A 26,518-nucleotide genomic window follows, 5' to 3' on the forward strand; every position below is an offset into this window, starting at 1 on the left:
CCTCCTAGGCGGTGACGCCGAAGCCATCCAGGGCACGGACCCAGCTGCTGATGGCCTCGGCCGCCGCACCCGGGGCGGTGTGCTGCAGGACGTGGCCCTGCCCCGGGATTTCGGCAATGGTGCCCTGCCGGGCGGCAGCAGCAAGGCGTTGGCACCAGGGGCGGCGCGCGATGGGGTCCCGGGCGCCGCGAAGGACAAGGACGGGCTGGCTCACCGCAGCCACCCTTTCCTCCATGGGGTAGTCCATCATCACGGGCAGCTCGGTAAGGTACCAGCGCGGGCCGGCCCTGAAGTAGTCGCTGAACACGAGGGCGTTTGAGGTCAGGCTTTCCCTGAACAGTGCATCGCGCGTCAGTGCCAGCGCCTGCCTGGTGACCGTCTTCCTGGGGGAATCCACCACCGGCCCCATCAGCACTGCGCCCGCCACCCGGCCAGGTTCCTGGAGCGCCAGTTCCACCGCGGACTGCGCCCCCATGGAGTGCCCCACCACCACATAGCTGGAAACCCCGGCCTCCGCCAGGACAGTGCCCACGAACGCCGCGAAGTCACCAATCTGTAGTTGGCGCGGGGGCCGCGAGGCCTTTCCGAAGCCCGGGAGGTCGAATGTGTAAACGTCCGCTTCCTTGGCCAGTTCAAGATGCAGCCGGGCAAGGTACCGGTGGGACACACCAATACCGTGCAGCAGGACGTACGCGGGCCTTGGCGGAGCCCCTGCGGGCATTACCGAGGCATAAAGCGTGCCCCGGAGTCCGCCCGCCTCGACGTCCCGGCCGCCACTGAGTTCCATCAGCCGAGCTTACCGCCCCGGCCGCGGCGGCCGCCGGTAGGCTGGGTGCATGGCACTGATAGCTCCCCGGATCACCGGCCCGCTCCCGTCGGAGGATGCAGAGAAGCTGGGCCGGGCACTGGCTGGCAGCAACGACATCACGGTGTTCGTGGACGGCACCGTCCACAGGCTGCCGCCCCAGGCGAGGGACGCCGTCGTGGATCTCCTGCACCGGTTCAGCCGCGGTGAGGCGGTGACCGTCAGCAGCGTCGAGGACATGCTCACCACGTCCAAGGCAGCAGAGCTGGCTGGCATCTCCCATACATACCTGCGCAACATGACGGACCGCGGCGAGATCCCGGTGGAGTACCGCGGCACCCACCGCCGGATTCCGCGGGCCGCCATCATGGCCTGGCTGGAGGGGCAGAAAAAAGGCGAGCTTCGCGAGGTGGGGACGGACCCTGGGGCGGGCGCCTAGATCGGCTGTGTGTCAGATCCTGGGCCGGCCCGCCCAGCGGCGCATCTTCAGGGCGGCGTGGAGCTCCAGGCGGGGCATTCCCTTGAGCGGATCCACGCCGAGCAGCTGCCGGATCCGGCCCAGCCTGTTGTAGATGCTGCTGCGGTGCAGGTGGAGCCTGGTGGCCACGTCCTGGACGGAGCCGTCGTTGTCGTAGAGGAGTTCCAGGACTGGCAGAAGCTCCCCGTTCCGGTCGTGGTCCTCGAGCATCCGGAAATAGACCGAACCCGAGTCAGCCCAGGCGCTGGCACCTCCCCCTGCGGACGCGAGGAGCTGGTACACGCCGGTGGCCCGGCAGTCAACGAGTTCACCGAGCTGGGGGTCCACGGCTGCGGCCTGGGCCGCCACCTTCGACTGCCGGTAGGCCGCGGCAAGCTCCCGTGGCCGGGCGAAGCCCTCGCTGATACCCAGGATGATGCGGTGGACCGGACGGCCGGAGCGCTTGGCGAGTTCAAGCTGGTAGTGCACCAGCACCTGGGCGTGACTGGCCCTGCCGGACAATTCACGGAACAGGACCACGGCATGCGTCTCCGTGCCGGCACTGAACAGGGCGGAATCCACGCCGATGGTGGCCTGCAGCGCGGCAGACCTGTGGATCAGGGTAGACGCGATGGGGTCCGGCCCACCGGACCAGCCGTCAGCATCAAGCACCGTAACCACCTGCCAGGGACCGCGGCCCTGGATCTCCTTCCAGCCCGCCACGGCAGCCACGGCATTGGCTTCGCCGGCGCAGGCGGTTAGGAACTCCCGCTCGCGCCCGCGCCGGAACTCCGACTCCGCCGTGTTCGAGTCGAGCAGGAGCCCCGAAAGCATCTCGACCTCATGGTTCACAGCCGGCAACTGGGTGAGGATCGCCGTCGGACTCTCATCTGCCGAATCCTGCTGCACCCACAGATAGCCCACACGGAACCCACGCACCATCAACGGAACACAGACGCGGCCCAGCATGCCCAGGTCCTGGTTGGCGGGAACCACCACGGGCCGAACCGCCGTGGCAATACCGTGCGAGAGCTGCCATGCGCTGACATCTGCCGGGACTTTCTTGCTCAGCAGGAAGTTCACCCGGACCCTGTCCGCGTGGGACTGGTTGGAGCTGTACGCAAGCAGCACGCCGTCCAGGTCCTCAAGCGACAGGCCACGGCCCAGCTTCTGCGCCACCTGCTCAACCAGTTGTTCCACACCCTGCTGCTGCATGCGCCAACACTACTGCCCGGAAGTCCCCCGTCACGAACGGACACGAGGCGACACCTGCCGCCCCCGGACTCGACAATCGTCGAGTATGGAAGCTTTAGCCCCCCGGAATTGCGCGGTTTCCGCTCCGCTGCCATTCGGCACTGATGTCGGCTGGCTCACAACCGGATTTATCGTTGATACACGAAATCCTTCCGCACTTTCCGGCTGTTCAGGCCGAGAATATGGAGCCCGCAATGATCATCGGCGTCCCCAAAGAAATCAAGAACAACGAGTTCCGGGTGGCCATCACCGCCGCCGGTGTCCACGAGTTCCGCAGCAACGGGCACACTGTGCTGGTGGAGCGCGGCGCGGGCCTGGGCTCCGGCATCACCGATGAGGAATACGCCATTGCCGGTGCCGAGATCGTCAACGAGGCCGACGACGTCTGGGCACGCGCCGACATGGTCTTGAAGGTCAAGGAGCCCGTCAAGGCCGAGTACCACCGCTTCCGCAAGGACCTGGTCCTCTTCACCTACCTCCACCTTGCGGCCGAGCCCGAACTCACCCGCGAACTCATCAACTCCGGCGTCACCGCCATCGCCTACGAGACCGTCCAGGAGGGCCGCACCCTTCCCCTGCTGGCCCCGATGTCAGAGGTTGCGGGCCGGCTTTCCGTGCAGGTTGGCGCGTCCTCGCTTATGGCGCCTGCGGGCGGAAAGGGCGTCCTGCTGGGCGGCGTTCCCGGCGTCCGTCCCGCCAAGGTAGTTGTGCTCGGCGCCGGCGTGGCAGGCACCAACGCCGCTGCCATGGCCCTCGGCCTGGGTGCCGACGTCACCATCCTGGACATCAACATCAACCGGCTGCGCGAACTGGACGCCCAGTACCAGGGCCGGCTCAAGACCGTGGCGTCCAACAAGTACGAGATCGAAAAGTCCGTGGTGGACGCGGACCTGGTGATCGGTTCCGTCCTCATCCCCGGCGCCAAGGCCCCCAAGCTGGTCACCAACGACCTCGTGGCCCGCATGAAGCCGGGCTCAGTCCTGGTGGACATCGCTGTGGACCAGGGCGGCTGCTTCGAGGACACCCACACCACCACCCACCAGGAGCCCACGTATAAGGTGCATAACACCATCTTCTACTGCGTGGCCAACATGCCCGGCGCCGTGCCGAACACCTCCACCTACGCGCTGACCAACGTCACGCTGCGGCACGCGGTGTCCCTCGCCAACCTGGGTGTCAGGGGAGCCTTCGACCGCGACCCCGCCCTCGCAGCCGGCCTCAACATCGCCGCCGGCCACGTGGCGCACCACTCCGTGTCCGAGGCCCACAACCTGCCCCTCGTAGCGGACTGGCACGAACTGGTTTCTGCGTAGGTCTTACTCGTCCAGCGTTTCCGTTTAAGACCTGCCGCTCGCCAGTTCCCGTGCTTCTTCTATTAATTTGAGGGACTCGACGGCGTCCTCTGGGTCTACTGGGAGGGGCAGGGCTGAGGTTGCGCCGCCGTCCAGGATTTTGTCTGCCAGGAGCCGGTAGAACTCGGGGTAGGCGCCGCGTTCGGTGGGCAGGGCGTCCAGGTGTCCGTCACGGCCCAGGAACCCGGCCCACTCCGGCGCCTCCTGCCCGTATTCCGCATCCAGGGGGCTGCCGCCCGCTGCGACGTATGGTTCCTGCGGGTCCACCCCGTGCTTGGTGAATCCGCCCACGGAACCCAGCACGCGGAACCGCGGGGCCTGCTGCGCGCAGAGCATGTTCATGGTGAGGTGGCTGATCACGCCGGAGTCATGCCTCAGGACCAGGAAAACGTCGTCGTCCGCCCGTTCGTCCGAACGCCGGGCCTTCAGTTCCGCGTGGACCACTGCGGCCGGTCCGAAGAGCTGGAGGGCCTGGTCGATCAGGTGGCTGCCGAGGTCGAACAGCGTTCCGCCGCCCTCGGCCGCAGTGGCGCGGGCCTTCCATGCCTTCGAGATGGCGGGCGACCACCGCTCGAAACGCGATTCAAACCGGGTCACCCGGCCCAGGGCATCGGCCGCCAAGAGCTTTCGCAGGGTCAGGAAGTCCCCGTCCCAGCGGCGGTTCTGGAACACCGTCAGCACCCTGCCCAGTTGCCGTGCCAGCGCGATGAGTTCCTGGCCCTGCCCGCTTGTCACGGCGAAGGGTTTGTCCACCACCACATCAAGGCCTGCTTCCAGGGCTGCCTTTGCCAGCGGGTAGTGGGTGGCGGGCGGGGTCCCCAGTACCACCAGGTCCACGTCCCCGGCGCGCTCGAGGACTGCCTTGCCGTCCGGCACGGTCTGCACACCCTGGTACTGAGCGGCCGCGGCGGCTTCCCTCCCGGCGTTGGACGTGGCAATCATGCTGAGCGAGTAGCGCGGGTCCGCAGCTATCAGGGGGGCGTGGAACACGCTTCCGGACAGCCCGAAACCCACGACGGCGGTACGGATGGTGCGCGGGGTCGCTGCAGTTCCGGTCATAGTGGCTAGGCTACTCCTCCACATCGGTGAGAGATGGTTACGGAAATCCCCACGTTATGTGAGAGATGGTTACGGAAAAAGCCGCATCAAATGGGAGAGCGTGTGGGACGGCGAAGGCCGGCAGGCCCTGGATGTTCCAGGAGCTGCCGGCCCTGCCGCGCTGCTGCTATTCAGTTGTGCCCCGCGGGGCAGGTGGGGTTACTTCTTTTCCCAGCCGAGGGTGGTCCAGTCCGGAACCTGGGACAGGCTGCGGAACAGGGACGGGCCGTAGTTGGCCAGTCCGGTGCGGACGAAGGAGATCTGCGGGCCGTTCATGACCACACCCATGGAGAAGTACTTCGCCATGTGCTCCTTCTCCACTTCCATGGCCGCCTTGTTGCGCTCGGCGTTGTCCTCGATGGACGCCAGGTCGGCGATCTTCTTATCCAGTTCGGCGTCGCCCAGCTGGTTCTCGTTGGTCTTGGAGTCGTAGTACTGCTTGACGGCTTCAGTTGCGTCCGCGCCCACGGTGTAGCCGGAGACGCTCATGTCGAACTCACGAGCACCGAGGACCTTGCCGAAGTCGGCCGAAGCGCGCTGGTCAATGCCCACGTCCATGCCGCCGGCCTGGAGCTGCTGCTGCAGGGTCTGGGTGAAGGCGAGGGTGGTGGGATCGTCGCCGAAGTTGCTGATCTTGAAGGCTGCGGGCTTGCCGTCCTTCTCCATGATGCCGTTTGCGTTCTCGGTGTAGCCGGCGTCCGTCAGTACCTTCTTGGCGGCATCCGGACCGGTTTCCTTCACGGGGTAGTTGTCCTGGTAGTACTCGGAGAACGGCAGGAGCATCATGGAACCGGAGCTGGGCTCTTCCCAGTTCAGGCCGTTGAAGCGCACCTTGCGGAGGGCTTCACGGTCAACCGCGGCGAAGATGGCCTCGCGGACGGCAACATCGGTGATGCGCTGGGCGTTGAGGTTCATGCCGCCGGCGAACAGGCGCTGGCCGCGGCGGACCTCTGAGTTGTTGGTGCCCTCAAGCTGCTTGTACAGGGAGATGGTGTTGGCGGACATGGCGTCGATCTCGCCGTTCTTGAAGGCAGCGATCTGGGCACTGGTCTCCAGCTGACGGAAGACGACGCTCTCCAGCACCGGCTTGTTGCCCCACCACTTCTCGTTGGGAACCAGGGATACCGTCTTGGCGGCAGTGTCGTACTGGTCCAGCTTGAAGGGCCCGGCCATCCATTCGGGGTGCATGTCGCCGTTGAACCCCTCGTTGAAAATTTCAGGAGAGTTGACGGCGGGGTGGATGAGGCCTGTGAAGAGGGAATCCAGCGGGTAGACCGGCTGGGTCGTCTTGACCACCACTTCCTTGTCGTTGCTGCCGGCTTCCACGGATTCAACGAACTCGTAGTTGCCGGAGCTGACGATGTCGTAGCCTGCGTCCGGGCTCTTGAGGATGTTCCAGGTGTTCTGGAAGGCCTTGACGTCGATCGGGGTGCCGTCGTTGTAGGTGGCCTTCTCGTTGACCTTGATGGTGATGGTCTGCTTGCCGTCCTGCACTTCGTTTTCCACAGACTCGCAGAAGTCCTTGTTCGGGGTCACTTCGCCGTCGAACGCAATGTCCCAGCAGCCCCAGGTTCCCGCCTGGTCGATGGGACGGTGCAGCGCGGTGTTGTCTGCGCTGTTGCCGTTGTTGGAGAAGCCATTGAAGTCCGGGCCGATGTTGCCCAGCGGAAGGGTGACCTTGCCGCCCTGTTCAAGATCGGCTGCCGGCTTCTCGTTGATGCTGATGAGTTTGGACAGATCGCTGCCTGCCTCCTGGCCCTTGGCCGTTTCCGGGCCGGTGGACCCGCCACCGCCGCCGCAGGCCGTCAGCGCCAGAGCTGCGGTGATGGCCGCCGCTCCGCCGATCCTGTTCAGATTCCTCATGGTGTTCCCTTCGTTGGTGCGAGTGGTGGTGCTTGTGATGGGTCGAAGAAACCTAGGGCGCATGGTGGTCCGCCGATTCGTGGACTACCAGCATGTCCTCGTCCAGTTCTCCGTCAGGGAAGAAGCAGGCGAAGCGTTGGTCCAGGGCGGGCAGGAAATCTGCCGCCAGGGTTTGGGCCGCCGGGGACGGTGCTACATGCTCCAGCGGCGGTTCGAGGGTCAGGCACTTTTCCTGCTTCGCCGCCGGCAACGCTGCGAAAACAGGGCAGCGGGTGGCGAAATTGCATCCCTTGGGGGCATCAAGCGGGGAGGGCAGGTCACCCTGGAGGATGATGCGTTCCCGCGTGCGCTCCAGCTGGGGGTCCGGCACGGGGATGGCGGAGAGCAGAGCCCGGGTGTAGGGGTGGCGGGGGTTGTCGAATACCCGGTCCACTTCGCCGATTTCCACGATCTTCCCCAGGTACATCACCGCCACCCGGTTGGAGATGTGCCGGACCACGGAAAGATCGTGCGCCACCAGCAGGTAGCTGAGGCCCAGTTCGGCGCGCAGCTTGTCCAGGAGGTTGATGACTCCGGCCTGCACGGAGACGTCCAGGGCCGAGACAGGCTCGTCCAGGACCACCAGTTTCGGGTTGACGGCCAGTGCGCGGGCTATGCCAATGCGCTGGCGCTGCCCGCCGGAGAACTGGTTGGGGAAGCGGTTGACGTGGTCAGGCTGCAGGCCCACCAGCTTCATCAGTTCCATGATGCGCTTTTTGGTGTCGGCCTTGTTCATGCCCGCGTTCTGGAGCGGTTCGGCGAGGACCTCAAACACGGTGAACCGGGGATCAAGAGCGCCGGTCGGGTCCTGGAACACCATTTGGAGCTCCCGGCGCATCGCGCTCCTGGTCTTGGCGTCGGCGGCCTGCTTGTTGCTGATGCCGCCGATCACCACCTCGCCGTCCTGGTCCTTGTGGAACTCCATGATTTCCAGCAGGGTGGTGGTCTTGCCTGAGCCCGATTCCCCCACGATGGAGAAGCATTCCCCTTCGCGGATATCGAAACTCACTCCGTCCACGGCTTTGACGGTCCCGATGCGGCGCTTCAGCAGTGCGCCCTTGGTGAGCGGGAAGTGCTTGCGGACGTCCTTCAGCTGCAGGACGGCGGAGCGTTCCTCCCTAGGGATGGCGTCGAAGCGGGATACCGGTACCGGCGGTGCGGCGAACACGTCATGGACATCCACGTCGCCGCCCAGCGAACCGGATTTGATGCAGGCGGCGCGGTGGGCGGACGGCCCCGGAACAGGTGCGAGCGCCGGTTCACCCTCCAGGCAGGCGTCCGTAACGAGGGGGCAGCGGGGCGCGAACGAGCAGCCGGTGGGCGTGTGGACCAGGTTGGGCGGCATGCCCTCGATGGGCACCAGCGAGGACTTCTCCGCAACATCGACGCGCGGAACGGCTCCGAGCAGGCCCATGGTGTACGGCATCCGCGGGTTGTAGTAGATGTCATCCACCGCCCCGGTCTCCACCGGCCTGCCGGCGTACATCACCACGATGTCGTCCGCCATGCCCGCCACAACGCCGAGGTCGTGGGTGATCATCACGACGGCGGCTCCGGTCTCCTCCTGCGCCGTATGCAGCACCTCCAGCACCTGCGCCTGGATGGTGACGTCCAGCGCCGTCGTCGGCTCATCTGCGATGAGGACCCGCGGATTGTTGGCGATCGCAATGGCGATCATCACGCGCTGGCGCATGCCGCCGGAAAACTCGTGCGGGAAGGCCCTGAGCCGTTCCCTGGGGCTGGGGATGCCCACCATGGCAAGAAGTTCGACGGCGCGGGCTTCTTTCGCCTGCTTGCTCATGCCGGGGTTGTGGATGGTCAGTGCTTCGATGATCTGGTTGCCCACGGTATAAACAGGCGTCAGCGAGGACAGCGGGTCCTGGAAGACCATGGCCAGCTCATTGCCGCGGTACCCGCACATGGCCTTGTCGCTCAGGCCCAGCAGTTCCTTGCCCTTGAGCCGTACGGAGCCGGTGACCTCCGCCGTGGAGGGCAGTAGGCCCATGATGGCAAGGGAGGTCACCGATTTGCCCGAGCCGGACTCCCCCACGATGCCGAGCGTTTTTCCGGGCATGAGGTCGAAGTCGACGCCCCGGACCGCGTGAACCACACCGTTTTCTGTGTTGAAGCGTACGTTCAGGTCCCGGACGGAAAGGATTGCGTCCGCGGGGGCGTGAAGGCCCGCAACGTGCAGCCGTTCCACTGCTGACTGCGGCTGTTTCACCGGTCCTGCGGCAATTTCGCTGCTCATGAGGCATTCCCCTTCACGCGGGTTTTCAGGGCGCGTTTCTTGGCGCTGCCGGAGGAGCTTGAGCTTGGATCGAAGGCGTCACGCAGTCCGTCGTTCATCATGGCCAGTGATCCGGTGAGCAGGAACATTACGGTCAGCGGCACCCAGAACATCCAGGGGAACGTCTGCACCTGGGAGGTGGCTCCGCCGATCAGCACGCCGAGGCTCACATCCGGAACCTTGATGCCGATGCCGATGAAGGAGAAGGCAACTTCCGCGAGGATGGCACCGGTGACGCCCCGGGTGATGTCCAGGACCAGCAGCGACCCGATGTTGGGCACCAGGTGGCGCCACACGATCCTGCGGGCCGGAACACCCATGTACTGTGCGGCCTTGACGAAGTCACGCTGCATTAGGGACATGGAGAGGGACCGGATGAGCCGCGCTGTTCCCATCCAGCTGAAGACGAGCAGCACAATGATCAGCAGCAGCCAGGACGGCAGGTCCCGCCGGAGCCCTTCACCTCCGCCGCTGGTGGCCACGGCCACGACCAGCAGGGCCGGCATCATGATGAGCGCCTCAAGGATGAAGAGCATCACCTTGTCCACCTTGCCGCCGAAATAGGCCATGGTGCATCCGTAGACGGCGGCAACGAGGACCGACACCAGCCCAACGATCAGTCCGATCAGGATGGAAATCCGGGTGCCCTCCACGGTCATTGCGTAGAGGTCGATCCCGGCCTGGGACGTGCCCAGGTAGTGTTCGGCCGAGGGCGGCATTCCAATGTTGAAGGGGTCGATGGTCTGCTTGTCCCACGGGGTGAAGTATCCGCCCACGAAGGAGAAAACGGTCAGGGCAAGGAAGATGGCAAGCCCTGCGACAGCTGTCTTGTTCCGCATGAAGCGGCGGAAGATGATGGTGTTTTTGCCGATCACGACGTCGGCGCCCTCCAGGTGGGCGTCCTGGGCGACGGCGGCGGGGTCTACTGCATTGAGGTTGGTCACGGTTACTGCACCCGCACTCTCGGGTCAACAAGGGTGGTGGCGAAATCCGCCAGGATGGCTCCCAGGGCGAAAATTACGGAACCGTAGGCCAGCGTGGCCGTGGCGGCGTTGACGTCCTGGAGTGAGATGGCGTCGATGCTCCACGAACCCACGCCGGGCCAGGCGAAGATTTTCTCCGCGAAGAAACCGCCGGCGAAGATGGCCGGGATGGTGAAGGCGATGCTTTGGGCCACCGGTATGAACGAGACCCGCAGCGCGTGCCGCGAGATGGCCTGGTTTCGGGTGAGGCCCTTGGCGCGGGCGGTCCGGACGAAGTCGGCGTTGACGTTGTCCAGGAGGTACTGGCGCTGGGCAATCTGGTAGGACCCCCAGCCCACCAGGGTGATGGCAACCGTGGGGACGGCGTAGTGCGCCAGCATGTCGATGAACTGCGCCCAGCCCGGTTCCATCCCCGGGGTGGAAATGCCGGTGACAAAAAAGATGCGTTCGCCCACGGTCTCGTTGATGTTGATGGCACCCAACTGCACCAGGAAGTAGGCAATGGGGGCCGGCACGATGTACGCAAGGTAGCTGTACGACGTGATGACGCGGTCCTGGAACTTGTACTGCCGGGCGGCGGAATAGACGCCGAGGGCAACGCCGATGACCAGGGTCAGGATGATGGAAGCCAGGAAAAGGCGGGTGGAGATCCAGACGCGGTCCCCGAACTCCGCGTTGATGTAGGCGCCGTTGGGGCTGCGGCCCCAGTCCCAGCGCGTGAGAATGGCAGTAAGCCATTCGACATAGCGTTCCCAGGGGCTGAGGTCAGGGTCCAGGCCCTTCAGGCGCATCGAGTTTGCCACCTGCTCCGGGGTGGGACGGGGAATCCGTTCCTGTTCCAGCAGCGCGGGCTTGAGGGAACTGACCGCAAGGAAATATCCCGCTGACGTTGTCAGGAAGATCATGAAGACGTACGTGATGCCGCGCTTGGCGAGGTACCTGAGCATGCCGCAGCTACTTCTGGATCGTCGCCGCCGGCAGCTGGACGGTCAGACACCGCGTCATCCGCAGGCGGGCCAGGCTGTTGGGCAAATCAACAATCACGTGCTGGATCCTTCCGTTTTCCCCTGATCAGCGGGGGGGGTTGCGCCGCTTCACCGGGTCCTTGCCAGCGGGTAGCTGGCGTCCCGCAGCCTTTCAGGCTTAGCCCTGGTGGACTATGTCGCGGGTCACATTCCAGAGGAAACTATCACAAGCCGGAACCGAAAATGCGGGCCAATGCCCCGAAAGCTACCCGCCCGTATCAGATCGTTATGAATAGTTCTGTGAAGTTGGTGTGACTGGACACACATTCGGCCTGTGGCCTACTCTACGCTTCGCGGACCACCCGTGTGACAAGATCCCGCCAGGAAGCGGCAAGCCTGTCAGGCGCAATCCCATGGACTTTGACAAGGCTTAACAGCCGCTCCGGATCGAGGGTGGCCGCCAGGGACCCGGCCATCAGCCAGGGGTCGGGCCCAAAGCCTTCTTCCCGCAGGAGGATCTCGATATGGCGGTGCCACAGGACGGCGGCGGGGGCTTCAAAGCGCCCGCGCGAGGCATGCTCGGCGGCCAGCACCAGGTCCCCGAACTCCATGACGTAGGAGATCCGCTCCGCGCCGAAGGCGATGAGGCGTTCCAGCCCGGGCGCGCCAGGACCCAGCGGTGGCGGCCCGAACATGAACCGGGACTGGAAATCGGCCTCGGACTCGCTCAGCAGCGTCAGCATCAGCCCTGCCCGGCTGCCGAACCGGCGGAAGACCGTCCCCTTGCCCACCCCGGCATGCTCGGCCAGCCGGTCCATGGTCAGGCCCTCCGCCCCGCAGTCAGCGATGAGCTCCCGGGCAGCAGCAAGGAGGCGTTCCCGGTTCCGTGCGGCGTCCCGGCGTTCTGCCGCCGTTCCCGCCGGCAGGCCCGGCCGCGGTGGGATGAAGCTCACATCCGACATTCCAGACCTCGGGAATAATAAGCGGACCGCAGTCCGTTTAGATGGGTGAAGGCACTAACAAGCCTCAGCTTAGACCGGCCCGCGGCCCTCCCGCGGACCCAGACCCCAGGAGTTCCCATGACCAAGAGCACCGTCCTTACCCTTGTAGGCAGCCTCCGCGCCGAGTCCACCAACCAGAAGCTGGCGGAAGCCATCCAGCTGAACGCGCCGGAGCAGGTTGACGTGGTGATCCACGGGAACCTTGGCAACATCCCGTTCTACAACGAGGACATCGACGTCGAGGGCCAGGTCCCCGAGGCAGCGGCTGCTCTGCGCGCTGCGGCCAATGAGGCAGACACGCTGCTGCTCGTCACTCCGGAGCACAACGGCACCGTTCCCGCCGCACTGAAGAACGCCATCGACTGGCTGTCCCGCCCGTTCGGCGCCGGCGCCCTCGCCGGCAAGCCCACCGCCGTCGTCGGCACCGCGTTCGGCCAGTACGGCGGGGTCTGGGCCCAGGACGAGGCCCGCAAGGCAGCAGGCATCGCCGGTGCGCAGATCCTCGAGGACGTCAAGCTCGCCGTGCCGGGATCCATGGTCCGCTTCGCCGAGGTCCACCCGAAAGACGACGCAGAGGTTGTGGAGCAGATCAAGGGCGTGTTCGACGCAATCACCGCGTCACAGCCCGCGGCTTAGCCGCCGCCCCCGGTACCCGGCGCAGCCAACGCGCCGGGTACTGCTTTTTAAGCCCGCCCACCCTGCGGATCCAGCCGCCCGGCCGACACAGTGGAACTCTGGCTGCTGCACCTGATCATTGCTACCGTGACCGCATGAGTCCCTCAAAGACCCCGGCCGAGATCCTCACCATCGCCGGAGCCGAGGTCCGCATCTCGAGTCCGGACAAGGTGCTGTTCCCCGAACCCGGGCTGACGAAGCTCGACCTGGTGAAGTATTACCTGGCGGTCGCGGACGGTGCACTCCGCGGCGCCGGGGGCCGGCCGATGGTCCTCAAGCGCTTCCCCAAGGGCATTGACGCCGAGCCGTTTTTCCAAAAGCGCGTGCCCGAAAACCACCCTGCCTACGTGGACACCGCCACCCTGCACTACGCGTCGGGGACGTCGGCGGAGGAAGCCGTCATCCGGGACGCCGCCGGCTTGGCATGGGTGGTGAACCTCGGCTGCCTTGACCTGAATCCCCACCCCGTGCGCGCGGAGGACCTGGAGCACCCCGACGAACTCCGGGTGGACCTCGATCCAATGCCGGGCGTGGACTGGTCCCAGATTGTGGACGCCGCCTTTGTGGCGCGGGATGTGCTCGGCGACGCCGGCCTGGTGGGATGGCCGAAGACCAGCGGCTCGCGGGGGCTTCACATCCTTGTGCGCATCGCACCGCGGTGGTCCTACCGGTACGTGCGGCTTGCCGCCGAGACCCTTGCCCGCGAGGTGGAGAACCGCGCGCCCGGCCTTGCCACCGCACGGTGGTGGAAGGAGGAACGGGGTGAGAGCGTGTTCGTGGACTTCAACCAGAACGCCAAGGACCGCACCGTGGCGTCCGCGTACTCCGTGCGGCCCTTGCCCGACGCCCGGGTTTCCACCCCCTTGACGTGGGACGAGGTCCGGACCGCCAGGCCGGACCAGTTCACGGTGCTCACAGTGCCCCGGCGCTTTGCGGACAAGGGTGACCCGCACGCCGGTATTGATGACGCGGCGGGCAGCCTTGACGGGCTCCTGGCACTGGCGGCGGAGCTCGGACCCGCCGAAAAGGCGCCGCGCAGCGGTGACGGCTCCGGCCGCCGGCAGTCGGTGATGCCGCTCATTGAAGTTGCCCGGACCAGGACCAGGCCCGAAGCGCAGGCCGCCCTCGACGAATGGAAGGCCCGGCACGCGGACCTTGTCCCGGCCCTGCATCCGGCCGATGTGCTGGTGGACGGGATGCGTGGATCGAGCTCCCTCTGGTACCGGGTGCGGGTGAACCTGCAGCACGTCCCCGAGCCGGAACGTCCGCCGCAAGAAGAACTCATTGCCGACTACGACCCTTGGGCGGGCAGGGAGTGGCCTGGCCGGCCAGGGTCCTGACGGGTTCCCGGCGGGAACTTGGCGCGGGCCTGTCAGGCAGCGCACCGTGATCAACTCTTGTCCCAACCGGTACCTTCCCGGCATTCCCGGGCCTGGCTGCCCGCCGTAACGTTAATCCACCAAACCGGACCGGGATGGCGGTGGAGGCATGCAGGCAGGGAGTGCAGGAAGACACAGGGCAGGGCTGTGGACGGCGGCAGCGGCCTTCCTGGCTCTTCCGCTGTGGCTCGGCGGATGCGTGGCAGCGGCACCCCCGGAATCCACGCCGGCACCTGCGGCTCCGCTTGCCCTCAGCAAAAGCACACCGGCCGTCCCGCGCCCCCTTACCCCAGGCCCGCAGCCGCAGGGTCCTGCCCGCACGGAGGCGGCCGCTCCCCCGGCCCGATCGCTGAACCAGGCATCTGCCGGACTTTCGGCAGCGGCCGGAGGGCCAGGCGCTCCGCTGGCAGGCACTTCCGCGCCAAGCACTCCGGATCCGGGCAGTGAGGATCCGGGAAGTGACGATCCGGGCAGTGAGGAACCCGGCACCTCAGCTCCCCGGGACACCGGCGATGCTGCGGCGCTGCGGCCTTCCGCCCGCCCCCTTCCCGCCGGCAGTCCGGCCGCCGCGCCTGTGGTGACGGCCTACTACGTGCTCCTGGACGACGGCGGCCGGAACGGTGTGCGTTTCGGTTGCAACGACAGCCTGGTGGGCATTTCCCACGCAAGTCCCACTGGCGGGGAGGTCCTTCCTGCCGCGGTCGGGGCGCTGCTGGACACGCCGGGAAGCGCCGCTGTGGGGACGCACGAACCGGAGTTCTACAACGCCCTTGCCGGTTCGCGCCTGAAGTTCCTCTCGGGAAGCTTCGACGGGACCACGGTCACCGTCTACCTTGCCGGCACGATGCGCCCCGGTGGCGCTTGCGACCTGCCCCGGATGGAAGCGCAACTGACGCAGACGGCCGTTGCTGCCGTGGGCGCCATCAGGGCGGAGATTTACGTCAATGGCCTCACCCTCAATGAAGTTCTGAGCCTCGATTAACTGCCCGGGTATGAAAGTTGCCAATCCCCAACAGGAGCTTATTTAGAAACACCTGTTGCTTTTAGGGCAACACATCGCTGTATCCTGTGGGTGTGAGCCACGAAACACTCGACGCCGCAGCAGGGACGCTGCCAGCAGAAGCCATTGATGCCATCGAGCGGGCGGCTACCTCCGCACACCGCCACGAAGAACTCTTCTCGGAGCGGGCCGCGAATATCCGCCAGTCGGCAGTGAGGGACGTCTTCGACATCTCCCTGCGGCCCGGCCTCGTTTCGCTCGCCGGAGGAAGCCCCTACCTGCAGTCCCTCCCGCTGGACCGCCTTGCCGCCACGGCCGCGAAGATCATTGCGGAAGACGGCCTTACCGCCCTGCAGTACGGAAGCGGGCAGGGATCGGAGGAACTCCGCACCCAGATCTGCGAGGTGATGGCAGCTGAAGGAATCACCGACGCGCTGCCGCAGAATGTGGTCATCACCGCAGGCTCGCAGTCCGCGCAGGACGTGGCCACCAAGGTTTTCTGCAACCCCGGCGATGTGGTCCTGGTGGAGGATCCCACGTACGTGGGAGCACTCAACACCTTCGAGGCGTACCAGGTCCAGGTGGAAACGGTGGAAATGGACGCTTCAGGCCTGGTCCCGGAGCAGTTGGAGGCCCGGATTGCCGCCCTTCAGTTGGCCGGCAAGAACATCAAATTCCTCTACACCATCCCCAACTTCAACAACCCCTCGGGCATCACCATGGCGGCGGACCGGCGCCAGGAGATCGTGGACATATGCCGCAAGGCGAATATCCTCGTTGTGGAGGACAACCCCTACGGCCTGCTCCGCTTCAGCGGGGAACCCCTGGCGCCGCTGCGGGCAGCAAATCCGGACGACGTCATCTACATGGGGTCCTTCTCCAAGATCTTCGCTCCTGGCCTCAGGATCGGCTGGGCACTGGTCCCGGAACACCTTCAGCGCCGCTACTACCTGGCAGCCGAAGCCGTGACGCTCTGCCCGCCGGCCTTCAACCAGATGCTGGTCTCGGCCTACCTCCGCGACTACGACTGGAAGGGCCAGATCGGGACGTACCGCGTGCTGTACGCCGAGCGCTGCAGGGCGCTGCTGGCAGCCCTCGAGGACTACATGCCCGCGGGGACCACCTGGACACAGCCGGAAGGCGGCTTCTTCGTGTGGGTGACGCTCCCCGAAGGCGTGGACACCTACCCCCTGCTGCACAAGGCGATCGACGCCGGCGTTGTGTTCATCCCGGGAGCCGCCTTCACGCCGTCGGACGATCCGTCCAACAAGCTGCGCCTCGCTTTCAGCGCCGTGCCGCCCGAGGCCATTGCCGAAGGCGTCCGCCGCCTGGCGCCGGTGCTTCAGCAAGCCATCGCCGCGCTGTAGCCTTGGCGTGACCAGCGCCACAGAAACCAAGCAAAGGAGCACACATGAGCGGAATCATCGTTGTAGGGGTGGACGGCAGCGCAACTGCCAGGAAGGCCGCCGAATCGGCCCGCGACCTCGCAACAGCCCTTGGCGCCTCCCTCCACGTGGTGTCGGCCTTCGACAGCGACCGCACCGAGGTGTTTGGCAGCGGCAGCGACCGGTGGATCGTCTCCGATGCCGACGCAGCGGAACATGTGGCGCGGACGGTTGCGGACTCGCTGGGCAGGGCCATCAAGGTGACCTACTCCGCCGCCCGCGGCAGGCCGGCCGACGCCCTCATCAAGGAAGCCCTGAGGATGGACGCCCGCATCATCGTGGTGGGAAACCGCAGGATGCACGGCATCGGGCGCGTGCTTGGCAGCGTAGCCAACAGCGTGGCCCACAACGCGCCCTGCGACGTCTACATCGCCAATACGTACGACGCCGAATAGCAGACTTTACGGACACCATGCGGAAGGCGCGCCCCGCATGGTGTCCGTTCTCACGCCCAAAAGCGCCTGTCCGGCGTCAACCCGGCGATAAAATTGAAGCAGCCCCCAACGGTGCGGACACCTAGCATCCACCACCACTAAGGGGCCCCATTGATTACCCTCCAGCGCCGCCAGCTTGCCGGCCACGACATCCTCCTCGCCCGCCATGGCAACCACATCTGCTCCATGCGCGTTGACCGGAGCAACGACCGCGTCGTGGCGTTGCTGGACGACGGCAGCGTGGACAGCGCCCCCAACCTGATTGCGCCCGGGATCAGGCTCCCCGAGACCGTGGGCAGCGTGCTGCGGGAGGACTGGAAGCTCCTGACGGCCTGGGCCGGCATGGCGACGGCCATGGCTGTCCTCATGACGGGCGCTGCCGTGGCCCTGGGTACCACCGCGGATCCGGCCACGCTTGAGATGCTTACCGCCTACACCGCCTACTGAGGCCGGCTACGCCACCATCCGGCCCTGCAGGGCCCACCAGATCCCGGCCATCACCACGCCGCCGAACAGCGAACCGGCAACCACCTGGGCGAGAGTGTGGGCGCGAAGCACCACCCTGGACCAACCGACAGCGGGCACCAGGAGCAGCAGCGGAAGCCACGCCGGCCCCAGCACCAGTACGCTGATCACTGCCGCCGAGGACATGGCCGCTGCGTGCCCGCTGATCTTCCAGAACGGGCTGACTCCCGCGAGCACCACAACGCCCGCCACCACGGCGAGGACCATCACCACCACACTTTGCGGGGCGCCCACTGACGCCAGCACCAGGAGCCCGGCCGTGATGGAGGCCAGCGCCATCAGCAGCACGGGAGCGCGCTGCCGGCGGTCACTGACGTGGTGGTCGGTGACCTTGCCCCGCCGCACCAGCACGAGCAGCAACAGCAGCGGAAACACGCAGACAAACAGGGCCGCCAACGCACCATATCCCATGGTTCCCGGGAAGCCGGGCTGCGATATGGGGCTGATCAGCAGCTGGACGGTGACCACCACCGGAGGCTGGAACACCTCCGTCAGCCACCGCGCGGTCCTGTTCTTGGTCCGGAGGGCGGGGCCGTTGATTGCCAGTGTCCTGTCCTAGTCGAGGAGGAGCGCAGGCTCCTCCAGGATCGCGGCGACGTCGGCCATGAAGCGGGCGGACAGGTCGCCGTCCACCACGCGGTGGTCAAACGATCCGCCCAGGGTGGTGATCCAGCGCGGGATGACTTCCCCGTCGAGGACCCACGGCTTCTGCTTGATGGTTCCGAACGCCACGATGGCAACCTCACCGGGATTGATGATGGGTGTGCCGGTATCGATCCCGAGGGCTCCGATGTTGGTGATGGTAAGCGTGCCGCCCTGCATTTCGGCGGGCTTCGTCTTTCCGGACCGGGCCGTGACGGCCAGGTTATTGAGCGCCAGTGCCAGTTCCTTCAGGGAAAGGTCCTGGGCGTTCTTGATGTTCGGCACCATCAGCCCCCGCGGTGTGGCCGCCGCAATGCCCAGGTTCATGTAGTGCTTGACCTGGATCTCGGCGGCGTCGGTCCCGTCGGCATTGTCCACCCACGTGGCGTTGACGCTGGGGTTCCGGGCGGCAGCCCAGATCACCGCCTTGGCAAGGATAAGCAGCGGCGAAACCTTGATGCCCTCGAAGTCCCGTGACGACTTGAGCCTTTTGACGAATTCCATGGTGCGGCTGGCGTCCACATCCACGAAGATGCTGACGTGCGGTGCCGCGAAGGCGGAATCCACCATGGCCTTTGCCGTGGCCTTCCGGACGCCCTTGACGGGAATCCGCTCGATGCGCTGGTCCTGCGGCTTGCCCGCCTTGCCCCAGAAGCCGTCAGCCTTGTCCAGTTCCGCGTCCCGCTGGGCCTGGTAGCTCACCAGGTCCTCGCGGGTCACCTCGCCGCGGGATCCTGTGGCCACCACATCCGCCAGGTCGATGCCAAGGTCCCGCGCGATCTTGCGGACAGGAGGCTTCGCGAGGACCCGGTTGACCAGGCCGGTGATGGTGCCGCCCAGGGTGGGACGGTTGTCGACGGTGGCGGCCGGGCTGGTTGCCTGGCCCGGCGCCTGAATCACTTCGGCCGGCGAATGGGGCTGGACGGGCTCCACTTCAGGGGCATTGGGCGACAAGGCGGAGGCGGGCGATGTCTTCCGCGGCCGCCGTTTCACGGCGTCGGCCTTGGGGCCGGAGCCGACGAGGGGCCCGCCGGCCGGAGCACTCTCCGTGGCCTGCGCACTGTCTGCTGCGCCGCCGTCGGACGCTGGAAGCTTGCCGTAGAGCGGCTGCCCGGGAGCCTCAGGGGCGCGGACATCCGCGGGGGTGGGGTCTCCGGACACGTCGTCGCTGACACTGATGATGGCGGTGCCGACGTCGATGGTCACCCCTTCCGGGACCAGCAGTTCAGTAACGGTCCCTGCGAAGGGTGAGGGCAGTTCCACGAGGGACTTGGCCGTTTCGATCTCGCAGAGGACGTCGTTGATGGCGACGGCGTCGCCCGGCTTGACCTTCCAGGAGACGATTTCCGCCTCGGTGAGGCCTTCGCCGACGTCAGGCAGGTTGAACTTGTTGAGAGTCATGGTGTCCTCGGTTGGGAAGCCTCAGTAGGAGAGGGCGCGGTCCAGCGCCTCCAGGATGCGGTCGATGTCCGGAAGGTAGTCTTCCTCCACCTTGGCAACCGGGTAGGGCATGTGGAAGCCACCCACCCTGATGACCGGCGCCTCAAGCGAGTGGAAGGCCCGCTCACTGATCCGGGCAGCGATCTCGCCGCCGATTCCGCCGAAGGTGGGCGCCTCATGCGCCACGACCAGCCGCCCGGTTTTCTGCACAGAGGCCGTGACGGTGTCGAAATCCAGCGGGGAGATGGACCGCAGGTCGATCACCTCCACGCTCCGGCCGTCCTCCTCAGCGGCGTTGGCGGCTGCCAGCGCAACCGGCACCAGGGGGCCGTACGCCACAACGGTGGCGTCCGTCCCTTCGCGCAGCACATGGGCCTTGAAGGGATCCCCGGCCAGGCCCGGTGCGGCAATGTCCACCTCGCCTTTGAGCCAGTAGCGGCGCTTTGGCTCGAAAATGATCACCGGGTCCTGGCATTCCACGGCCTGCTGGATCATCCAGTAGGCGTCATGGGCGTTGGAGGGGGTGATGATGCGCAGGCCGGCAGTGTGGGCGAACAGCGCCTCCGGGGATTCGGAGTGGTGCTCGACGGACCCGATGCCGCCGCCATAGGGGATGCGGATGACGACGGGAACTGTGAGGTTCCCATTGCTGCGGGCATGCATCTTGGCGAGCTGCGTGGTGATCTGGTTGAAGCCGGGGAAAACAAAGCCGTCGAACTGGATTTCGCAGACCGGCCGGTACCCGCGCAGCGCGAGGCCAATGGCGGTTCCAATAATCCCCGATTCGGCCAGCGGCGTGTCCACCACGCGGTCGGGACCGAACTCGCCGATCAGACCGTCCGTCACCCGGTAGACGCCGCCCAGCGGACCAATGTCCTCACCCATCAGCAGGGACTTTGGGTTGCGGGCGAGTGTTTCACGCAGGCCTTCGTTGATGGCCTTGGCGATGGTCATGGTTGTCATCAGTGGCCTGCCTTTGCTGCGGGCTGTCCGGCATCGGCCGGCTGCTCCCCGCCTGCGAACCCTGCGGTGTATTCCTCAAACCATGCAAGCTCCTCCGCCACCAGGGGATGCGCTTCGGCGTAGGTGTTGGCGAAGGCGGAGCGGATGTCCGGGGTCTCAAGGTCATGGGTGGTGCGGCGGACATACGCGGCGAGTTCATCGCCGTCGGCCTTCACCTTGGCGAAGAAGTCGTCGTCAGCCAGGCCTTCGGCGCGCAGGTATTTTTCCACCCGGGCCAGGGGGTCCTTCGCCCGCCAGGCATCTTCCTCGGCGGACGGCCGGTACTTGGTGGGATCGTCCGCGGTGGTGTGGGCGCCCACCCGGTACGTGAAAGCTTCGATCAGGACCGGGCCCTTGCCCTGGCGGGCGTGTTCCAGAGCCCATTCGGTGACGGCGTGGACGGCGATGACGTCGTTGCCGTCCACCCTGATCCCCGGAAAGCCGTAGCCCTTGGCACGATTGGACAGCGGCACGCGGGTCTGGACGTTGGTGGGCACGGAGATGGCCCAGTGGTTGTTCTGGCAGAAAAACACAACGGGGGCGTTGTAGGACGAGGCGAACACCATCGACTCGTGGACGTCGCCCTCGGAGCTGGCACCGTCGCCAAAGTAGGCGATCACCGCTGCGTCCTCCCCGTCGGCCGGCGCTGCCAGCTTCTGGTCGCGCTGGATGCCCATGGCGTAGCCGACGGCATGAAGCGTCTGGGCCGCCAGGACCAGGGTGTAAAGGTGGAAGTTCGTGTCCTTGGGGTTCCAGCCGCCGTTGGATACGCCGCGGAACTGCCGGAGGAGTTCGGCAAGGTCCACGTTGCGGGTGTAAGCGACGCCGTGCTCGCGGTAGGTGGGGAAGATATAGTCCTGCGGCCGGCTGGCCCTGCCGGAGCCGATCTGTGCGGCCTCCTGCCCGGTCAGCGGGACCCAGAGCGCCAACTGTCCCTGGCGCTGCAGGGCAGTAGCTTCCACGTCGAAGCGCCGGATGGCGGCCATGTCCGCATACAGGCCGCGAAGAACCTCCGGAGTGACCTTCCGGGCGTACTCGCTGAAGACGGGGTCGAAGCCAAGCTTTCCGTCCGGGCCCAGGAGTTGGACCATCTGCGCGGGGGGCTCGCCCATAACCGCTTCGGCATCAGCCTCACGCTGGTCGTCTACCGCTGTTCCGTCGAACTCGGTGGAAGGCAGATGTGTGCCCATACCGTCTCCTCGCTTGCCGCATGCGGATGCAGTGCAAATGTCGCTGGGATATATGCCTCAAGAGGAATAGATTCCCGGCGCGGCATATATATTGCTTTACTGATCCTAACTTTATCTTCAGTAGGTAGGCGCCGGGCCACTTGTTAAGCGCTAGGAACCCCGTGGCGCGTTTGTATAGTCCGCACACAACTGGAGGAACCTGGTGTTGGCCTCCGCTTCGCCGATACTCACCCTGACCCCTTCGCCCGGGAATGCCCGGACGGAGAGTGCGTGACTGCCCGCAAGCTCGGCAAATCCGGCGCTGTGCTCGCCCAGGTCCAGCCAGATAAAGTTTCCCTGCGCGTCGGGAACAGCCCAGCCCAGGCTCCGCAGCCCTGCGGTGACACGCTCCCGTTCATCCACCAGGCTTTGTACCCTTTCTACAACCTGGGGGTGGTTCCGCAGAGAAACAATCGCCGCCGCCTCAGCGATCTGCGACACGGCGAAGGGGGTTGCTGCCACCCTGATGTGCTGCGTCAGCGCGGGGTTGGACACGCTGTAGCCCACCCTGAGCCCTGCCAGGCCGTGCGCCTTCGAGAACGTCCGGAGCACCACCACGTTGGGGTACTTGCGGTACAGGGCAATGCCGTCCACCGAGCCTTCGGCCCTGACGAACTCCTGGTAGGCCTCGTCAATCACCACCACCACGTGCGGGGGGATGCGCCTGATGAATTCCTCGGTTTCGGCTGCGCCCAGGGCGGGCCCGGTGGGATTGTTGGGCGTGCACAGGAGGACCATTTTGGTTCGGGCAGTCACGGCTTCCGCCATGGCCCGCAGGTCATGCCTGCCATCAGCAGCCACGGGAACGCGCACGCTGCTGGCTCCGGAGAGGCCAACGCTGATGGGGTACGCCTCGAAGGACCGCCAGGCGTAGACCACCTCATCCGGCATGCCGTCATCGTTCCCGCCGGCAAAGGTGGCCAGCAGCTGGTTCAGTGCGCCCAGGCTGCCCGCACCGGTGACGATGTCCTCCATGGGAACGTCCAGGAAGCCGGAGAGCTCCGCACGCAGTTTGCTGCTGAGCGGATCTGGGTAGCGGTTGAAGTCGGTCTGGTGCGCTATGGCTTCAAGCACGGCGGGAAGCGGGGGCAACGGATTTTCGTTGGATGACAGCTTGTAGCTGGCCATCCCGTCAACGGTGGCGGGGGGCTTCCCGGCGGCGTAGCGGGGCAGGCTGGCCACAACGGGACGGGGCTGGACACCGCCTTTGAGGGTCTCAGAAGACGTCATGCAGACCAGCCTACTTCCCCGTCTCCGGGAGGGAAGCAGGCTGGTCCAGCGCGATCAGGCCCGGCTGCCGGACGCCGCTCCGGTGGTGTCCGCCCTCGTGCCCGCCAGCTGCGGCGCCCAGCCGTCAGCTCCGCGGAGGTAGGCGTCCACCGTGTACTCCCCGGCCAGGCCAGGATCAAGCTGGGGCCGGGTGGGGGTTACTTGGGAGCCCGGACCATTGTTGTTGAATTCGTGGAAGCGCGCTTCCTGCCAGGAGAATCCGCTCATGTCCGTCCAGGGCGCACTGGAGATGTGGGCGCCCAGCCAGGAGTCCCTGACGAGCACCTGGGCAATCGCGTCAACGTCTCCGCTGGGGTGCCAGGGGCGGCCCAGGTGCACAGTGCCGGCCGCGGCATCGGAGACGAACCGGCAGCCGGCGAACAGGTAGCCGTGCTTGATCTGGATGTTGAGGCTGCCGGCCGACACGTATCCGTTGTTGCTCCCGGATCCCCGGTCCAGGGACCGGATCTCGCAGCCGGCGAAGACCGCCGTTCCCCGGCCGAAGATGAAATCCACATCCCCTTCCACGTAGCAGCCGGTGAAGAAGAACCGTGACTGCACTCCGCGGGAAGGCGAATCGACCAGCAGGGTGTCCTGGTTGCCCAGGCAACGGACATTGCGGAGGACGGCCCGGTCGCCTGTCAGGAAGAGTGCCACCGCCTGCCGGTTCTTCATCTCCTGGTTGGCGGCTTCGTCGAAGTCGTTGCTGAACGTGAGGTTCGCGGCCGTGAAGTCCGGTCCGTCAATCCGCACGCTGGCGCTTCCGCCCGTGCCGTAAGGCCCGGTGCCGTCAGGTTTTGGAGTGCCGGAGGCGTTGTTGTAGACCAGTACAACGTCGTCCGCCTTCTCCCCCAGCCCAATAAAGGAGATCCTGGGCTTATTGGCCGGAACCCTGATGAGTTCCCGGTAGGTTCCGGGCGCGATGCGTATCTGGGTGCGCCGTATGCTTCCGGCCGGGACTGCGTCCACGGCCGCCTGCACCGTCCGGAACGCCGATCCTGCCCCGACCTCCAGGACAACGGGCTTCTCAATGGGGCGTTCGCTGGGCCAGAAGATGCCGGCAAGGGCATCCAGTGGTGCGTCAACATGCTGGAAGTACCCCGGCGGTACTGCCTGCTGTGCTTGCAACTCCGAGGCCACCAGCCTGGCCACGGCAAGGGCGCCTTCGGCCTGGAAGTGCGTGTTGTCCTCCACCCCTTCCGGATACTGCGGATATTGGCCGGGCGCCGCGTAAAGGAAGTGCGTCTTTGTCCCTTCTGCACCAAGCTTCTGCCACAGGCCCTTGGAGGACGCGGTGAGATCCACGAGGGGCGTTCCGGTCGCTGCAGCGAGCTCGCGGACAGCCTGGGGGTAGGCGCCGTGTGAGTCCTGGGCGACGCCAAGGGCGTTGAACCGGCGGCGCTCCACCGGAGTGACCAGCACGGCGGTCGCGCCGCGGCCAACGGCACTGTCGATATATTTCTGCAGGTATTCCTTAAACGTGGTCTGGGGGTCGGTACCCCTGGCCGGATCCTGCACCTTTTCGTCGTTGTGCCCGAAGGAGATGAGCAGGTAATCCCCGGGCTGGAGCATGGCCGCAACTTCGTCCAGGAGGCCGGCATCGGCGAAGCTCTTTGACGAAGCGCCGGACCACGCGTAGTCCACTACCTCGGCCTGCGGCCCCAGCAGCAGGGGGAGCGCCTGGCCCCAGCCTGCGCGGGGACGTTCGGACTGCTGGTAGGCGGACGAGGTCGAGTCCCCCACCACGAAAATCACCGGGTGGGTCCTGTTCTGCGCGGTGACGGGGCGGACCGCGGCCTGCGAGCGCGCAGCACCAGGTCCGGAGAGTCCTGCGGCGGCGCTTGCCGCTCCTGCTGCCACAGCGGCCAGGATGGAACGGCGGCTGGGTTTGAGGCGGCGCATCAGTTGGCCTCCCCTGCCGTAAAGACTGGCCCGACGGCGTCCGCGAGGAGGGCGGGAATGGCCTGGGCCGCGTTCACCTGGGTCCGCAGCACCGGCCTCCAGCTGTCATCGGAACCCAGCTGCCGGTCAGCCGGAGCCTCCGCGTTGTACGCTGCCCGAAGATCGACGACCTTGCCGTTGACGGCGTTTCCGCTGGTGGCGATGACCTTCCCCTTGAAATACGCGATGATCGAGGAAACCGGGACATCGACAGGAATAGTGAACGCGTTGGCTTCCGCGTACAGGTGTGATTCCACGCCTGCCCCGAAGGTGTATCCGTAGGGGACCTCGGAGTCGGCGGAGGTCCTGAAGTGGTTGTTGTAGACGTCCACCTGGCCGTACCGGACCCGGGGTGCGCGCTGGCCAACGTTCTGGAACACGTTGTGGTGGATCGTTACGCGCAGCTTTCCCACGTCGCCCCTGGTGGTGGAGTCCGTGGATCCGATGAGCAGGAGCTTGTCGTGCTCGGAGAACCGGTTGTAGGACATGGTGACAAGGTCCGAGCCGTTGGTGACGTCAACGGCACCGTCGTGCACCTGGTGCGGCCGGCCGAAGTAGGTGGGCTGGGCGCTGTCCAGGTTGGGGGCATCGGTGAAGTGGTTATGGTCAACCCATACGCGGGTGGAGCCATTGATGATCTGCAGCAGGTCATACTCGCTGTTCCAGTTGCCGGTGGCGCCATCGGTCGGGTCCCAGGCCGGGAAGCAGTCGGCAGCGTCCCGCACCGTGAGGTTCCGGAAGATCACGTTTTCTGCCCGGTTGATCCTCAGGGCTGCGCCGGTGATGCTGCTGTCCGGCCCGGCTCCCACGATGGTGGTGTTGCTGGGGATATCCCAGCGGATGGTGGCGGCCTGTTGTGCCGCGGCTGCGCGCCGCGCAGTTTCCTGGGGCCCCTCGGGTTCCCTGGTTGTTCCATACCGGGCGGGATCGAAATCGTAGAGGTACTGGGCCAGGGAGTAGCCGGTGCCGGCAGCATAGTCTTCGCAGCTGAGCGGAGCGCCGTTCGCATCTGTATTTGCCGCGATATCCCCGTGTATCCGGATGATCTTCGGGTCCGTGCCGCCACTTGAAAACGCAGCCAGCAGTTCGCTTCTGCTGGACACGTCGTACACGCGGTCAGGACCGGCAGCGGACCCGCCCGTGGTGCCGGCACCCGCCGCCGCCCAGCCGTCGTTCTCCGGAAGCACCTGGCGTTCGAGCAGCTGTCGTGCGGTCTGGGCTGTTGGGTCCGCCTGTGGCGCGGCTGTTGCGAACGCGGGGACGGGTGCTGCGAGCAGCGAGACGGCAAGGGCCGCCGCCAGAGACACGGGTGTGAGGGGCTTTTTGTGACGCATGATCTCTCTTCCTCCATTGGAATGAACCACGCTTCGGCGCAGGCGAAGCCTGCGGGTCGGAAAGCGATTTCTCTACTATGAGAAACCGCTTTCCGA

Annotated in this window: 23 protein-coding genes; 8 read left to right on the plus strand and 15 right to left on the minus strand. The window is 65.9% G+C overall.

All coding sequences use genetic code 11. The features are described from left to right. Positions 1-4: 4 nt before the first annotated feature. Entirely contained in the window at positions 5-787 is a 783-nt protein-coding gene (locus tag ABRP28_RS14615) for an alpha/beta hydrolase (protein ID WP_350003616.1), read from the minus strand. Positions 788-836: 49 nt separating this feature from the next. Here ABRP28_RS14615 and ABRP28_RS14620 point away from each other — a divergent pair, with 49 nt between their 5' ends. Next, complete coding sequence (locus tag ABRP28_RS14620) at positions 837-1,244, plus strand: helix-turn-helix domain-containing protein (RefSeq protein ID WP_350003615.1); 408 nt, start codon at positions 837-839, stop codon at positions 1,242-1,244. 12 nt (positions 1,245-1,256) lie between these two features. On the opposite strand, the gene ABRP28_RS14625 is transcribed toward ABRP28_RS14620, so the two are convergent. Continuing rightward, entirely contained in the window at positions 1,257-2,477 is a 1,221-nt protein-coding gene (locus ABRP28_RS14625) for a helix-turn-helix domain-containing protein (protein WP_350003614.1), read from the minus strand. A gap of 233 nt (positions 2,478-2,710) precedes the next feature. Here ABRP28_RS14625 and ald point away from each other — a divergent pair, with 233 nt between their 5' ends. Continuing rightward, entirely contained in the window at positions 2,711-3,829 is a 1,119-nt protein-coding gene (gene ald / locus ABRP28_RS14630) for an alanine dehydrogenase (RefSeq protein WP_350003613.1), read from the plus strand. A gap of 24 nt (positions 3,830-3,853) precedes the next feature. Here the strand turns inward: ald and ABRP28_RS14635 are convergent, their stop codons facing one another. The 6 genes from ABRP28_RS14635 to ABRP28_RS14660 form a co-directional block, all read right to left on the minus strand. Continuing rightward, positions 3,854-4,927: a Gfo/Idh/MocA family oxidoreductase gene (locus ABRP28_RS14635; RefSeq protein ID WP_350003612.1), complete on the minus strand. Its 1,074-nt coding sequence runs from the start codon at positions 4,925-4,927 to the stop codon at positions 3,854-3,856. A 198-nt stretch (positions 4,928-5,125) separates the two neighbouring features. Then, entirely contained in the window at positions 5,126-6,829 is a 1,704-nt protein-coding gene (locus tag ABRP28_RS14640; RefSeq protein ID WP_350003611.1) for an ABC transporter family substrate-binding protein, read from the minus strand. Positions 6,830-6,881: 52 nt separating this feature from the next. After that, complete coding sequence (locus ABRP28_RS14645; RefSeq protein ID WP_350003610.1) at positions 6,882-9,119, minus strand: ABC transporter ATP-binding protein; 2,238 nt, start codon at positions 9,117-9,119, stop codon at positions 6,882-6,884. Beyond that, positions 9,116-10,102: an ABC transporter permease gene (locus ABRP28_RS14650; RefSeq protein WP_350003609.1), complete on the minus strand. Its 987-nt coding sequence runs from the start codon at positions 10,100-10,102 to the stop codon at positions 9,116-9,118. Before ABRP28_RS14650 ends, ABRP28_RS14645 begins: the two co-directional genes overlap by 4 nt. Before the next feature lie 2 nt (positions 10,103-10,104). Continuing rightward, a complete protein-coding gene (locus ABRP28_RS14655) occupies positions 10,105-11,088 on the minus strand; it encodes an ABC transporter permease (protein ID WP_190612978.1) in 984 nt (327 codons plus the stop codon). Between the two features lie 362 nt (positions 11,089-11,450). Continuing rightward, positions 11,451-12,059, minus strand: coding sequence for a helix-turn-helix domain-containing protein (locus ABRP28_RS14660; RefSeq protein ID WP_350003608.1), 609 nt, complete (start codon positions 12,057-12,059; stop codon positions 11,451-11,453). 126 nt (positions 12,060-12,185) lie between these two features. Between ABRP28_RS14660 and ABRP28_RS14665 the strand changes: the two genes are divergently transcribed. The 6 genes from ABRP28_RS14665 to ABRP28_RS14690 all read left to right on the plus strand — a co-directional run bounded on the left by ABRP28_RS14665 (position 12,186) and on the right by ABRP28_RS14690 (position 17,487). Next, positions 12,186-12,743 carry an NAD(P)H-dependent oxidoreductase gene (locus ABRP28_RS14665; RefSeq protein ID WP_231456108.1) on the plus strand — a complete coding sequence of 186 codons (558 nt, stop codon included), beginning with the start codon at positions 12,186-12,188 and terminating at the stop codon, positions 12,741-12,743. Between the two features lie 134 nt (positions 12,744-12,877). Next, the gene (gene ligD, locus ABRP28_RS14670; RefSeq protein ID WP_350003607.1) at positions 12,878-14,122 is read left to right on the plus strand and encodes a non-homologous end-joining DNA ligase; all 1,245 of its coding nucleotides are present in this window, start codon (positions 12,878-12,880) and stop codon (positions 14,120-14,122) included. A 148-nt stretch (positions 14,123-14,270) separates the two neighbouring features. Then, positions 14,271-15,143, plus strand: a complete 873-nt coding sequence (locus tag ABRP28_RS14675; RefSeq protein ID WP_350003606.1) for a hypothetical protein — start codon at positions 14,271-14,273, stop codon at positions 15,141-15,143. 92 nt (positions 15,144-15,235) lie between these two features. After that, positions 15,236-16,528: a PLP-dependent aminotransferase family protein gene (locus ABRP28_RS14680; RefSeq protein WP_350003605.1), complete on the plus strand. Its 1,293-nt coding sequence runs from the start codon at positions 15,236-15,238 to the stop codon at positions 16,526-16,528. A 44-nt stretch (positions 16,529-16,572) separates the two neighbouring features. Beyond that, the gene (locus tag ABRP28_RS14685; RefSeq protein WP_350003604.1) at positions 16,573-17,001 is read left to right on the plus strand and encodes a universal stress protein; all 429 of its coding nucleotides are present in this window, start codon (positions 16,573-16,575) and stop codon (positions 16,999-17,001) included. Positions 17,002-17,151: 150 nt separating this feature from the next. Beyond that, the gene (locus ABRP28_RS14690) at positions 17,152-17,487 is read left to right on the plus strand and encodes a hypothetical protein (RefSeq protein WP_350003603.1); all 336 of its coding nucleotides are present in this window, start codon (positions 17,152-17,154) and stop codon (positions 17,485-17,487) included. 6 nt (positions 17,488-17,493) lie between these two features. Here the strand turns inward: ABRP28_RS14690 and ABRP28_RS14695 are convergent, their stop codons facing one another. The 7 genes from ABRP28_RS14695 to ABRP28_RS14725 form a co-directional block, all read right to left on the minus strand. Continuing rightward, on the minus strand, positions 17,494-18,111 hold the full coding sequence (locus ABRP28_RS14695) for a phosphatase PAP2 family protein (protein ID WP_374152980.1): 618 nt from the start codon (positions 18,109-18,111) through the stop codon (positions 17,494-17,496). 9 nt (positions 18,112-18,120) lie between these two features. After that, positions 18,121-19,608 (minus strand): dihydrolipoamide acetyltransferase family protein, encoded by a 1,488-nt coding sequence (locus ABRP28_RS14700; protein WP_350003601.1) that lies wholly within the window; start codon positions 19,606-19,608, stop codon positions 18,121-18,123. A 21-nt stretch (positions 19,609-19,629) separates the two neighbouring features. Continuing rightward, a complete protein-coding gene (locus ABRP28_RS14705; protein ID WP_350003600.1) occupies positions 19,630-20,610 on the minus strand; it encodes an alpha-ketoacid dehydrogenase subunit beta in 981 nt (326 codons plus the stop codon). Continuing rightward, positions 20,610-21,839 (minus strand): pyruvate dehydrogenase (acetyl-transferring) E1 component subunit alpha, encoded by a 1,230-nt coding sequence (pdhA, locus tag ABRP28_RS14710; RefSeq protein ID WP_350003599.1) that lies wholly within the window; start codon positions 21,837-21,839, stop codon positions 20,610-20,612. Before pdhA ends, ABRP28_RS14705 begins: the two co-directional genes overlap by 1 nt. A 150-nt stretch (positions 21,840-21,989) precedes the next feature. Then, positions 21,990-23,108 carry a histidinol-phosphate transaminase gene (locus ABRP28_RS14715; protein ID WP_350003598.1) on the minus strand — a complete coding sequence of 373 codons (1,119 nt, stop codon included), beginning with the start codon at positions 23,106-23,108 and terminating at the stop codon, positions 21,990-21,992. 54 nt (positions 23,109-23,162) lie between these two features. Next, positions 23,163-25,049 carry a pectinesterase family protein gene (locus ABRP28_RS14720; protein WP_350003597.1) on the minus strand — a complete coding sequence of 629 codons (1,887 nt, stop codon included), beginning with the start codon at positions 25,047-25,049 and terminating at the stop codon, positions 23,163-23,165. Next, positions 25,049-26,422, minus strand: a complete 1,374-nt coding sequence (locus ABRP28_RS14725; protein ID WP_350003596.1) for a polysaccharide lyase family 1 protein — start codon at positions 26,420-26,422, stop codon at positions 25,049-25,051. Before ABRP28_RS14725 ends, ABRP28_RS14720 begins: the two co-directional genes overlap by 1 nt. Between the last annotated feature and the right edge of the window lie 96 nt (positions 26,423-26,518).

Origin of the sequence: Pseudarthrobacter sp. WHRI 8279, assembly GCF_040224115.2 — a bacterium.
Lineage (GTDB): Bacteria > Actinomycetota > Actinomycetes > Actinomycetales > Micrococcaceae > Arthrobacter.